Source organism: Streptomyces sp. 3330 (assembly GCF_031456635.1).
GTDB lineage: Bacteria > Actinomycetota > Actinomycetes > Streptomycetales > Streptomycetaceae > Streptomyces.
On record NZ_JAVDVA010000007.1, the window covers coordinates 271,294 to 283,706 of the forward strand.

Below are 12,413 nucleotides of genomic sequence, written 5' to 3' on the forward strand. Positions count from 1 at the left end.
ACGACCGCCGAGCGCCGACTGTCTACTGCCGACTGCCGACCGGCGACCGGCGACCGGCGACCGGCGACCGGCGACCGGCGACCGGCGACCGGCGACCGGCGACCGGCGACCGGCGACCGGCGACCGGCGACGATCTCACGTGGCGGCCGCGCGCGCCCTCTCCTCGGCAGGTTCCGGGGACGCCTCCACCGGATCTTTCGCCCGGCGTTTGGCGATCACCGCGCACACCATCAGCTGCATCTGATGGAAGAGCATCAGCGGCAGCACCGCCAGGGAGGCATGCGCGCCGAACAGGACGCTCGCCATCGGCAGTCCGGAGGCGAGGGACTTCTTGGAGCCCGCGAACTGGATGGCGATGCGATCCTCGCGGTTGAACCGCAGTGCCTTGCCGCCGTACCAGGTCAGCACGAGCATCACGGCGAGCAGCACGGCCTCGACGACGAGCAGCCCACCCAGCCGTACGGCGCTGACCTGGTGCCAGATGCCCTGCACCATGCCCTCGCTGAACGCCGTGTAGACGACCAGCAGGATCGAGCCCCGGTCCACCAGTCCGAGCACCTTCTTGTGCCGGGCGACGAACCCGCCGATCCACCGGCGCAGCAACTGGCCCGCGACGAACGGCACGAGCAGCTTCACCACGATCTCGACCAGCGAGTCCGCGGAGAACCCACCGCCGCTGCTGCCGAGCAGGGCCGCCGCGAGCAGCGGGGTGACGATGATGCCCACCAGCGAGGAGAAGGATCCGGCGCAGATCGCTGCGGGCACGTTGCCCCGGGCGATGGAGGTGAAGGCGATCGACGACTGGATGGTCGACGGCACGAGGGTGAGGAAGAGCAGCCCCTGGTAGAGGGGGTCGGTGAGGAACACCGGCACGAGGCCGCGCGCGGCCAGGCCCAGCAGCGGGAAGATCAGGAAGGTGCAGGCCAGGACGGTCACGTGGAGCCGCCAGTGCTTCAGCCCGTCCAGCGCCTCACGGGTGGAGAGGCGGGCGCCGTAGAGGAAGAAGAGGAAGGCGATCGCGGCCGTGGAAGCACCCGAGGCGACGTCGGCGGCGGCGCCGCGGGCCGGGAGCAGCGCCGCGAACCCGACGGTGCCGAGCAGCAGCAGGATGTAGGGGTCGACCGGCATCCGACTCGGCCAGTGCAGGCGTTTCACGGTGCTCCACGTGCGGTTCGATGGGCGTGCGTACGGGCTCGGAGAGCCCCTCCCCATCGTCCTCCTCCGCATCGTGATCGGGAATCCGGTATACCGCTCTCACTGTCATCACGTATCACGATGACCGGCGGCCCAGGGCGCTAGTGTGGCGAGCGTGTACGAGCCCTCCCATCTGCGTACTTTCCTCGCCGTCGCCCAGACGCTGAGCTTCACCCAGGCCGCGCGGCGGCTCGGACTGCGTCAGTCCACGGTCAGCCAGCACGTGCGACGCCTCGAGGACGCGACCGGGCGGGCGCTGTTCACCCGGGACACGCACTCCGTGGAACTGACGGAGGACGGCGAGGCGATGCTCGGGTTCGCGCGCCGCATCCTGGACGTCCACGAGCAGGCCTCGGCCTTCTTCACCGGCACCCGACTGCGCGGCCGCCTGCGCTTCGGCGCTTCCGAGGACTTCGTGCTGACCCGGCTGCCCGAGATCCTCGAAGGCTTCCGCTACGACCATCCCGAGGTCGACCTCGAACTGACGGTGGAACTGTCGGGCACCCTCCACGAGCAACTCTCCGCCGGGAAACTGGACCTGGTTCTGGCCAAGAGACGCCCCGAGGACCCTCGGGGGGAGTTGGTGTGGCACGACGGGCTGGTGTGGATCGGTGCGGAACGGCTGCGTCTGGACGCCGACCGTCCGGTCCCGCTCATCGTGTTCCCGCCTCCCGGCATCACCCGCGCCCTGGCCCTGGAGGCGCTGGAGCGGCAAGGGCGGGCCTGGCGGATCGTCTGCACGAGCGGCAGCCTCAACGGCCTCATCGCGGCGGCCCGGGCCGGCCTCGGCGTGATGGCCCACTCGCGTGGCCTGATCCCGCCGGGCCTGGTGCGTATCCCGGAACGGGCAGGCCTGCCGGAGCTCGGGCAGGTCGACTTCGTGCTGGTGCACGGGCCCCGACGCACCTCGGCCCAGGGCGCCGCGGACGCGCTGGCGGTGGCGATCCTGGCGGGAGGCGACCGATTGCACCGACGGGCGGCAGGACACGGTCGACGGCTGGACCTGCCGGGAGGCGGCACCGGCTGAGGGCCGGCGCATCACCTGCGGCACGTGGATGCGGTATCCGGTCTGCAACGTCAGGTCCGGGGTCCGCAGTCCGCAGTCCGCAGTCCGCAGTGCACGGTCTGCGGTCTGCGGTCTGCGGTCTGCGGTCTGCGGTCTGCGGTCTGCGGTCTGCGGTCTGCGACATATTGCATACCGAATCCCTCCTACCGCCAACGCCGGCCCGCGTCCGCGCCTACCGCCTACCGCCTACCGCCTACCGCCTACCGCCTACCGCCTACCGCCCAGCATGCTGATACGTCAGCTGCTTCACCCGTCGCATGAACGGCGTCGTCTCCACGTGCTGGACGCCCTCCAGGCGCCCCAGCGGCCCGCTGAGGTAGGCGTAGAGGCCCGCCGTGCCCCGCACCACCGCGGTGACGACGATGTGCGAGGGCCCGGCGGTGGCCGCGGCGAAGGCGATCTCGTCGTGGCCGGCGAGCGCCTGCCCGACCGTGTGCATGGCGGAGGGCGCCGTGGTGATCCACAGGACGGCGGCGAGGGGGTAGCCGAGCATTTCGGAGTGGTATTCGACGTCGATGTACACGGCGCCCGAGGCGAGCAGCGCGGCCAGACGGCGTTTGACGGCGGACTCGGAGCGTCCGGTGGCGCGCTGGAGTTCGGGATACGTGGCGCGGCCGTCGCGTTCCAGGACGGCCAGCAGGGGTTCGTCCTCGGGTTCGATACGCGCAGGGCCGCCCCTGGACCCAGCCACCCCCGCCCCGGCCCCGGCCTCCGCCCCCGCCGACGCGTTCGCGTCGTGGCGCGGCGTGAGGGCGGCGATCTGCTCGGAGTCCAACGCGCCGAACTTACGCAGCCAGCCGGTCGGGCCGCCGTAGAAGCGGTGCAGGAGCTGCTGCGCGCGGATCTCCACGACGCTCGGGGTGCGCGGGAGTTTGCCGAGGAGCAGGTCGTCGTGGTCGTCGGGATGGCGGGGCCGGGTCATGCAGACGATCTCGGTGCCGCCTGAGCCCAGCCCGATCCAGTAGGTGTCGGGGCGCTTGGCGAGCGCCTCGGCGATGACCGTGGCGCTGTCGGGGACGCAGCGCAGCCGCAGCATCCACTGGTCCTGGCCGAGGCGGTCGGCGTCCCGGAGGGCGACGACCCGCAGGCCGGCCTCGGCGCTGAGCCGGCGGTAGCGGCGCGCGATCGTCTGGTCGGAGACGCCCAGGACCGCGCCGAGTCTGCTGAACGACGCCCGCCCGTCCACCTCCAGCGCCGAGAGCAACTGGAGATCCAGTCCGTCCAGCCCGCCCTGGGCGTGGAAATCCATCTTCACCGCGCACACTCCTGTCGGATTCCGTCGGCGAGGCACCGGATACCACGGTGATCGGCCGCGCTTCGTCCATCGTACGGAGCGCTTCGTATCCGTCGCGGAAGAACTGTCGAGGAGTGGGACATGCGTACATGGGGGCCGCTGACAGCGGTGTGTCTGGGCACGTTCATGTTGTTGCTGGACGTGACGATCGTGATCGTCGCGCTGCCGGACATGGCGCGGGCGTTGGACGCCTCGTTGAGCGATCTGCAGTGGGTCGTCGACGGGTACGCGCTCGCGCTGGCCGCGCTGTTGCTGGGGGCCGGGGCCACGGCCGACATCCTGGGGCGCCGCCGGTTGCACGTGGTGGGGGTCGTCGTGTTCGCCACGGCCTCGCTGCTGTGCGGGCTGGCGAGCGGGCCCGACACGCTCGTCGCAGCTCGGGCCCTGCAGGGGGTGGGAGCCGCCGCGATGCTGGCGACGACGCTGCCGCTGCTCGGCTCGGTCTACCAGGGCCGGCAGCGGTCGGCCGCGCTCGGGGTGTGGGGCGCGGTGAGCGGTGCGGCCGCGGCGGTCGGGCCGGTGCTGGGCGGACTGCTGACCGAGGGGCCAGGCTGGCGATGGATCTTCTATGTGAACCTCCCGGTGAGCGTGGTCGCGGTGTGGCTGACGCTGAGGGCGGTCCCGGAGTCCAGGGGGCCGCGCGGGATGCGGGTCGACTGGGCGGGCACGGCGACCTTCGCGGTCTTCGCGGGCGGTACGGCGTACGCCGTCGTACGGGCCGGTGAGGACGGCTGGACGGCGTCGGCGACGCTCACCTCGTTCGGGGTCGCCGCGTTCGCGCTGGTGTGCTTCGTGCTGGCGGAGCGGCGGGCGGCGCATCCGCTGCTCGACCTGTCGCTGCTGCGCCGGCCCGCGTTCGTGGGGGTGATGGTGGGCGCGCTCGCCTTCAACGCCGTCGCGTTCGGGGTGACGCCGTACCTGTCCATCTGGATGCAGACGCTGCTGGGGATGAGCCCGGTGCGCGGTGGACTGACGCTGCTGCCGATGACGGTGGCGGCCATGATCACGGCGGTCGTGGTGGGTAAGCGGTTCCACGGTGTTTCTGCCCGGCTGACCATCGGCGGCGGACTCCTGCTGATCGGCGCGGGCTGTTTCTGCCAGGCCGTGCTCGGCGCAGGTTCGGACTGGACGGCGCTGGTGCCCGGGTTCGTGCTGGTGGGCGTAGGAACCGGTTTCGTCGCGCCTACCGTCGCCGGTGCCGCGCTGGCCGCGGTGGAGCCGGCGCGGGCCGGGATGGCGGGTGGAGCCGTGAACACGGTGCGGCAGCTCGGGTACGCGCTCGGGGTGGCGGTGTTCGGGACCGTGCTGACCTCCCGGATGACCGGCACGCTCCCGCACGACGCTTCCCACGCGCTGGCGGGCGGGGGCGCCGGTGCCTTGCGAGGCACGTTCTCCGAGCACACCCTGCGGTCCGCGTTCGCCTCGGGGCTCGACGCGGCGCTGGTGGCGGCGGGCTGCGCGGGCGTGGTCGCCGCGGCGCTCGTCCTCGCCCTCGTCAGGACACCACGCGCGGCCGCGGCCGGAACGACGGAAACGACCACGGCCGCGCCGTCGTCGAAGGAAGGGGCAGCACCCCGGACCTGACGCCGTCCCGCACCGCTGGGCCCCATGCACCGCTGGGCCCCATGCACTGCTCGGCCCCATGCACCGCTCGACGGTGTTCCGCGGTGTGCGGGCCTGGCGCCGTGGTCCCGACGGCGGGACCGGGGGGCGCGAGCCGTGACGGCCACGGAAGGGGCGGGCGAGTAAGCGGTACGGGCAGATTCGGTGGAGATTACGGTGCCGAAACTTACTCTTCCGTCAGTTTTCTGTCCGACCCTTCCCCATGTGAGCCCATTTTCCGGCACTGACCAGCGCAGACGAGAGCATCGCTCGTCTTCCGCCCCCCTCCCCTCCCGCCGTCGGGTGGGGTAGCTTTCACGGCGCTGTGCGGCCATGAGAAGCGGGGTGCGGGTTTGCGCGAGTTCACCAACCCTCCGTTGGCGTTGGCACCACCGGTGGGCGGTCTGGCCGACGTCGTGTTCCGGCACGCCCAGGAGGACCCGCACTTCGTCGCTCTCGGCCGCAAGGACGAGGGCGGCGAGTGGCGGGACGTGACCGCCGGGGAGTTCCGCGACGAGGTCCTCGCCCTGGCCAAGGGTCTCCTCGCGCAGGGCATCCGCTTCGGCGACCGCGTCGCGATCATGTCCCGTACCCGCTACGAGTGGACGCTCTTCGACTTCGCCCTGTGGACGATCGGCGCCCAGGTGGTGCCGGTCTATTCGACCTCCTCGGCCGAGCAGTGTTTCTGGATGCTCTACGACGCCGAGTGCACGGCGGCCGTCGTCGAGCACGAGGACCACGCGATGACGATCGCCACCGTCATCGACCGTCTCCCCCGGTTGCGACGGCTGTGGCAGCTGGACTCGGGTTGTGTGCAGGAGCTGTACGACGCCGGCGCCGCCATCGAGGACGACGTGGTGCACCGGCACCGGGAAGCGGTTACCCCCGACTCGACCGCGACGATCATCTACACCTCGGGCACCACGGGCCGGCCCAAGGGCTGTGTCATCTCGCACGGGAACTTCATGTTCGAGGCGGACACCGTCATCGAACGCTGGGAGCCGGTGTTCCACTCCAAGAAGGGCGACGAGGCGGCGACCCTGCTGTTCCTGCCGCTCGCGCACGTCTTCGGGCGGATGGTGCAGATCGCCGCGATCCGCGGCAAGGTCCGCTTCGGCCACCAGCCGGCGCTGCACGCGGCCGCCCTGCTCCCCGACCTGGCGGCCTTCAGACCCTCGTTCTTCCTGGCCGTGCCGTACATCTTCGAGAAGGTCTTCAACGCGGCCCGCCGCAAGGCGGAGCGGGAGGGCAAGGCCGGACCGTTCGAGAAGGCCGTCGACGTGGCCGTGAACTACGCCGAGGCGATCGAGGCGAAGGCGTGGGGCACCGGGCCGGGCCCCTCGGCGGGTCTGCGCATGCAGCACCAGCTGTTCGACAAGCTCGTCTACTCCAAGGTGCGCGCGGCGATGGGCGGCCGGGTGCGGCACGCCATGTCCGGCGGCTCGGCCATGGACCGCAAGCTCGGCCTGTTCTTCGCCGGCGCGGGCGTGCAGATCTACGAGGGCTACGGTCTGACCGAGACGACGGCCGCCGCGACCGCCAACCCGCCCGGACGCACCAGGTACGGCACGGTCGGCCAGGCCATCCCCGGGATGACCGTGCACATCGCGGACGACGGCGAGATCTGGCTGCGCGGCGGAAACGTGTTCCAGGGCTACCTCAACAACCCCAAGGCCACCGACGAGACCCTGCACGACGGCTGGCTGGCCACCGGTGACCTGGGATCACTCGACGAAGACGGTTACCTCACCATTACCGGCCGCAAGAAGGAGATCCTGGTGACCTCCGGCGGCAAGAGCGTCTCGCCGGGGTTGCTGGAGGAGCGGGTGCGTGATCATCCGCTGGTCAACCAGTGCATCGTCGTCGGCAACGACCGGCCGTTCGTGGCCGCCCTGGTCACCCTCGACCAGGAGGCCGTCGAGCACTGGCTGCAGATGCGCAACAAACCGCAGCTGTCGCCGGTCGAGCTGGTGAACGACCCGGATCTGGAGGCGGAGGTGCGGCGATCCGTCGTGGCCGCCAACACGCTGGTCTCGAAGGCCGAGTCGATCCGCACCTTCCGTATCCTCGCCCAGCCCTTCACGGAGGAGCACGGGCTGCTGACCCCGTCGCTCAAGCTGAAGCGCAAAGCGATCGAAAACGCTTACGCCAACGAGGTCGACGCGCTGTATCGCTCGTGAGTGATCCCGGCGGTGTGGTGAAACACGTTTCTGGCGGGCTCCCGCGACGGGCTTCCCCGCTCTCCCCCCCCCGGCGGGCTCCTACGGTGGGCCACCGAAACGGGCAAGGCGGACTCCCGCAACCGGCTTCCGAGACGAATTCGGGGGTCAGGAATGCATCACTCGCCGTGATCGTTGACGATGGGAGTACCACTTTGACGGACAACCGAAGGATCAAGAGCTCGTGAGCAGCAAGGTCCCCCCGATCATCCTCAACAACGGCGTGGAGATGCCCCAGCTGGGCTTCGGTGTCTGGCAGGTGCCGGACGACGAGGCGGAGCAGGCGGTCTCCACCGCGCTGGAGGCCGGGTACCGCAGCATCGACACAGCGGCGATCTACGGCAACGAGGAGGGCACCGGCAAGGCCATCACCTCCTCCGGCGTGCCCCGCAAGGACATCTTCGTCACCACCAAGCTCTGGAACAGCGACCAGGGGTACGACTCGACGCTCCGCGCGTTCGACACCTCGCTGGAGAAGCTCGGTCTGGACTACCTGGACCTCTACCTCATCCACTGGCCGCTGCCCTCCCGCGACGACTACGTGGACACCTACAAGGCGTTCGAGAAGCTCCTCGCGGACGGCCGGGTGCGCGCGATCGGCGTCTCGAACTTCCTGCCGGAGCACCTGGAGCGGCTGATCGGCGAGACGTCGGTCATCCCGGCCGTCAACCAGATCGAGCTGCACCCGCACCTCCAGCAGCACGCCTCGCGCGCGTTCCACGCGGAGCAGGGCATCGCCACGGAGGCCTGGTCCCCGCTCGGCCAGGGCAAGGGCCTGCTCGAGGTCCCGGCGATCGTGGCCATCGCGCAGAAGCACAACCGCACCCCGGCCCAGGTCGTGCTGCGCTGGCACCTCCAGCTCGGCAACGTCGTGATCCCGAAGTCCGTGACGCCGTCACGGATCAAGGAGAACATCGACGTGTTCGACTTCAGCCTGGACACCGAGGACCTGGCGGCGATCAGCGCCCTCAACGAGGACCGGCGCATCGGTCCGGACCCGGCGACGTTCGACGTCGGCTGAGGTCTCCCGTACGCGTGGAGGGCGCCCCCCGGGTTCCGGGGGGCGCCCTCCACGCGTCGGCGGTCCCGTCAGTTGGGCTGCCCGACGGGACGTACGACGACGGTGTTGATGTCGACGCCCGCCGGCTGCCCGACGGCCCACACGACGGAGTCGGCGATCTGGTCGGCGGTCAGCAGATGCCCGGGCGGCAGGCTGCCGTAGCCGTCCCAGAAGGGGGTCTCCACCCGGCCGGGCGCGATCAGCGTCACGCCGACCCCCCACTCGGTGACCTGGCGGCGGGTGTTCTCCGCGAGACCGGTCACGGCCCACTTCGTCGCCCCGTAGATGTTGCCCGGCGTGGGCACGAGACCGGCGACGCTGCCGATCAGCACGATCCGTCCCCGGGTCTCCTTCAGCGCGTCGATCGACGCCCGGATCAGGAGCGCGGGGCCGAGTACGTTCGTCAGGACCATGTCGGTCCATCCGGCGGGGTCACCCTCGGCGACCGAGTCGTGGGTGGCGGTCCCCGCGTTGGCGACGACGGTGTCCAGTCGACCGTATGCGTCGAGCGTACGGTCGACCGCCGACCGCACGCTGTCGTAGTCGGCGGCGTTGCCGGCCACCGTCAGCAGCCCCTTCGGCTCACCGAGTTCCGCGGCGAAGGCGCGCAGCCGCTCCTCGCCGCGGCCGGTGACCGTGACCCGGTGCCCGGCGTCCAGCAACCGCCGTGCGACGGCGGCCCCGATACCGCTGCCACCGCCGGTGATCAGCGCCACCGGAGAATCTGAAGTGCCCGAGATGTTACTCATGGTGTGTGCCCCCATTGCGTCGACTGCGCGCCTCGGCCGCGTACGTCGGCCGCGTGGTGCCCCTCGCACCTCGCCGCCCACTGGTCGGTCGCAGTGCTCACTGCTCACTGCTCGCTCCTCGTGGCAGGGTGCAGGGTGCCCGACGTACGGTGCGCGGCACGCAGTCCATCACTTGGAGCGCTCTCCAAGTCAAGCCCCGTCGCGCCGACTTGGCCCCGTGACCGGCTACCGGACCGGCTTCACCGCGGTGTGCACGGTGTGCGCCGCGAGCACGAACACGTCCGCCCTGCGGTGCACGCCCGCCTCGTCCTGCGGGTCGAGCAGCCGGTCCAGCACGGCGCGGTCGTCGGCGTCGAGGCGGTCACCGAAGACATCCCGCAGCCGCGACAGGGACGCGGCGATGTAGGCGCGGGCCCGTTCGGAGGCGGGCGCGGGCAGGTCGAGCAGGAAGCTGCGGGTGCGGGCATGCTTCAGACCGGCCGCGCCCAGCAGCGCCGCCCAGTCCTCGGTCTCCTCGACGGAGCCGGGCAGGTCGGCCCTCATGCGCGCGAACCACTCCTCCTGGAGCGCGTCGAGCCGTGCCTCCAGGCCGGGCCGTCCGAAGCCGAGGTCGCGCGGCAGGAACCGGGTCGGCAGCCCGCCTTCCATGATCGCCAGCGTGCCGCCGGGCGCGAGGCGCTCCGCGAAGGAGGCCAGCGCGGCGCGCTGGTCGCCCAGGTGGTGCAGACTGCGGCCGGCCCACAGCAGATCGGCCGGGTAGTCCAACTCGGCGAGTACATCCGGTAGTTCACCGGCCAGGGTGTCGAAACGGTCGCCGTACCCGAGCCGGTCGGCTCGCTGTCGCGCCCGCTCCAGCAGCGGCGCTGATCCGTCCACCGCCGTGACCCGCGCGCCGGAGAACGTCTCGGCGAACAGACAGGAGACGACCCCGGGGCCGCTGCCCACGTCCACGATCAGCCCCGGCTCGGTCACCTCCTTCCCGAGCCAGGACAGCGCCCGCTCGTACAGGGGCATGTACAACTCGGCCTGGGCTTCGAGGTGCGGGGCCATCTCGGCCCAGTCGATGTCGGTGTCATGGCCGTGCCCGTGGCCGTGCCCGTGCTGCGGCCCGGGGGCGTGGCCTGGGCCGGGGGCGTGCTGGTCGCCGTGGGACTCGTGCGGGTGGTGCGCCATGGTGTCAGCCTCTCGTCCGGTGTGTCGTCAGCGTGCGCCGACGCACCGGTCCGGGGCCACCTTTGTTGCCGGCGCGGCAAAAAGCACGGTGCCCACGGCAAGCGGAGACGCCTGTCGACGCACCCGTCGACGCACCCGTCGACGCACCTGTCCGGCCGGTCCCGACGAGCGGGAGCGGCCGGCCAGGGTACGTCACGGGTGGAGCCGGCGTCCGCCGGGCCCGACGCGGCCCCGGAGGGTCACCACCGGCCCCGGCGGATCACCGCCGTCCCACCCGACTGCCGTACGGAGCGGCTCGCGTGTCCCACCGGCCTACAGAGGCGGGTACGCGTTCTGCATCAGCTGCTGGAACTGGGCCGAGAACCAGTGCCCGGACAGCGGCGCGTTCGCCAGGGCGCCCGACAGGTTGTTGCCGTTGCGCGGGTTGCCCGTGTACGTCGGGTCGCACATCTGGTCGAAGCCCTTGCCCTCATCGTTCGGGATGGCGGAGCTGGAGCCGTCGGACTCGCCCGGCGGCTTCATCCACACGTACGCGTCGATCCCCGCGGCCGGAGCCGCCTGCGGGCGTTCGCCGAGGCCGGCGCCGGCCTGGTTGCACCAGTTGCCGATGTGGATGCGACGGTCGTAGCGGCCGCCGTCGACATAGGTGTCCACGCTGGTCGTGGCGCCCGGTCCGGTGGGCCGGGCGGTGCCGCCCCAGCCGTTGCGGGAGGTGTCGATCAGCATGCCGATGTTCGACCTGAAGCCGGCGGTGACCAGCTGGTTGCGGAAGGCCTGGGCGTACGACTGCTCGTCGACGTACCGGTTCCAGTCCACCCACTTGGACTCGCGGACCGACTTGCCGGCCACCGAGTCGTTGACGGTGAAGTTGTTCTCCTTCAGGGCGCTGTAGTTCGCCGTGTTGGTGATGAAGCCGTGCACGTCGTCGACGGTCGCGCCCTCGGCGGTGGCCGCCTGGTAGAAGAGCTGGGCGGAGGGGGCGAAGTTGTCGTCCCAGCCGAGCCAGCCGTGGTGACCGGCGTCGATGTAGTTGTAGACGTTGGGGATCGCGCCGAGCTTGTCCAGCGCGTAGCCGACGCCCTTCACGTAGTTGCCGTTGGCCTTCATGGTGTCGCAGGCCGCGGTGGCGGTGGGCCTGCTGCCGGTGTTGGTGACGAGGTTCGGCAGCGAGTCGATCTCGATGGTGGTGACGATCCGCAGGCCGGCGTACTTGCTGTCGGCGAGGATCGCCGCGATCGGGTCGATGAACTGGGTCTTGTACTTGTCGATCTCCGTCGGGCCGAGCTCTCCGTTGGAGGCGAGGGCGGCGCAGTCACGTCCGGGGAGGTCGTACACGACCAGCTGGACGACTTCCTCGCCGCTGCCCTTCTGGGCGAGGGCCGCGTCGAGGTGGGCGCGCAGGCCCATGCCGCCGTTCACTCCGTTGATGGCGGCGATGCGGTCGAGCCAGACTCCGGTCGGCTGGTTGGAGATGCGGCTGCCGCCCGTCTCGGCCGCGGCCTTCGCCGACCATTCGGGGTTCACGTACACCTTGGCGCCGGCGTAGGGGTTGTCGACCTTGGTGGACGGGGTGCCGGGGTCCGTCGGGGTGCCGGGATCGGTCGGGGTGCCGGTGCCGCTGTCGACGTTGCAGGTCACGCCGTCGAGGGTGAACGTGGTCGGGACCGCGTTGGTGCCGCTGTAGGTCCCCTGGAACCCGAAGCTGACCGAACCGCCGGTCGCCAGCGTCCCGTTGTAGGTCTCGTTGCCGGCGGTGACCGCCGTCCCCGACTGGGTGATCTTCGCGTTCCACCCGTTGGTGACCTTCTGTGTGCCCGCGTACGCCCACTTCACCGACCAACTCGACTTCGCTGCCGAGTTGTTGGTGACGGTGACGGCGGCGGTGAAGCCGGTGCCCCAGTCGTTCTGCACCTTGTAGTCGACGCTGCACGGGATGGCGGCGATGCCCGGATCTCCGGGGACGACCGCGAGCGCCGTCCCGGAGGCGCCGGCGACCAGCGCCAGCGCGGCGAGTACCGCTGTTCTGCTACGGCTCATGAGTGCGGGTTCCTTCTCG

Annotated in this window: 9 protein-coding genes; 4 read left to right on the forward strand and 5 right to left on the reverse strand. The window is 70.9% G+C overall.

The window, feature by feature from the left end:
- Window positions 1-135: 135 nt before the first annotated feature.
- Complete coding sequence (locus J2X68_RS14885; protein ID WP_310432990.1) at window positions 136-1,155, reverse strand: bile acid:sodium symporter family protein; 1,020 nt, start codon at window positions 1,153-1,155, stop codon at window positions 136-138.
- Window positions 1,156-1,309: 154 nt separating this feature from the next.
- On the opposite strand from J2X68_RS14885, the gene J2X68_RS14890 reads away from it, so the two are divergent.
- On the forward strand, window positions 1,310-2,221 hold the full coding sequence (locus J2X68_RS14890) for a LysR substrate-binding domain-containing protein (protein WP_310432991.1): 912 nt from the start codon (window positions 1,310-1,312) through the stop codon (window positions 2,219-2,221).
- A 253-nt stretch (window positions 2,222-2,474) separates the two neighbouring features.
- Here J2X68_RS14890 and J2X68_RS14895 read toward each other — a convergent pair whose 3' ends face one another.
- Window positions 2,475-3,509, reverse strand: a complete 1,035-nt coding sequence (locus J2X68_RS14895) for an AsnC family transcriptional regulator (RefSeq protein WP_310433091.1) — start codon at window positions 3,507-3,509, stop codon at window positions 2,475-2,477.
- A gap of 126 nt (window positions 3,510-3,635) precedes the next feature.
- Between J2X68_RS14895 and J2X68_RS14900 the strand changes: the two genes are divergently transcribed.
- From J2X68_RS14900 to J2X68_RS14910, 3 genes are all read left to right on the forward strand, one after another.
- Window positions 3,636-5,138: an MFS transporter gene (locus J2X68_RS14900; RefSeq protein ID WP_310432992.1), complete on the forward strand. Its 1,503-nt coding sequence runs from the start codon at window positions 3,636-3,638 to the stop codon at window positions 5,136-5,138.
- A gap of 371 nt (window positions 5,139-5,509) precedes the next feature.
- Window positions 5,510-7,336, forward strand: a complete 1,827-nt coding sequence (locus J2X68_RS14905; RefSeq protein WP_310432993.1) for an AMP-dependent synthetase/ligase — start codon at window positions 5,510-5,512, stop codon at window positions 7,334-7,336.
- Window positions 7,337-7,559: 223 nt separating this feature from the next.
- A complete protein-coding gene (locus J2X68_RS14910) occupies window positions 7,560-8,396 on the forward strand; it encodes an aldo/keto reductase (protein WP_310432994.1) in 837 nt (278 codons plus the stop codon).
- A 68-nt stretch (window positions 8,397-8,464) separates the two neighbouring features.
- Here J2X68_RS14910 and J2X68_RS14915 read toward each other — a convergent pair whose 3' ends face one another.
- The 3 genes from J2X68_RS14915 to J2X68_RS14925 form a co-directional block, all read right to left on the reverse strand.
- Window positions 8,465-9,184, reverse strand: coding sequence for an SDR family oxidoreductase (locus J2X68_RS14915; protein ID WP_310432995.1), 720 nt, complete (start codon window positions 9,182-9,184; stop codon window positions 8,465-8,467).
- Window positions 9,185-9,409: 225 nt separating this feature from the next.
- Window positions 9,410-10,357 (reverse strand): class I SAM-dependent methyltransferase, encoded by a 948-nt coding sequence (locus tag J2X68_RS14920; RefSeq protein ID WP_310432996.1) that lies wholly within the window; start codon window positions 10,355-10,357, stop codon window positions 9,410-9,412.
- Window positions 10,358-10,669: 312 nt separating this feature from the next.
- Complete coding sequence (locus tag J2X68_RS14925) at window positions 10,670-12,394, reverse strand: glycoside hydrolase family 6 protein (RefSeq protein WP_310432997.1); 1,725 nt, start codon at window positions 12,392-12,394, stop codon at window positions 10,670-10,672.
- Between the last annotated feature and the right edge of the window lie 19 nt (window positions 12,395-12,413).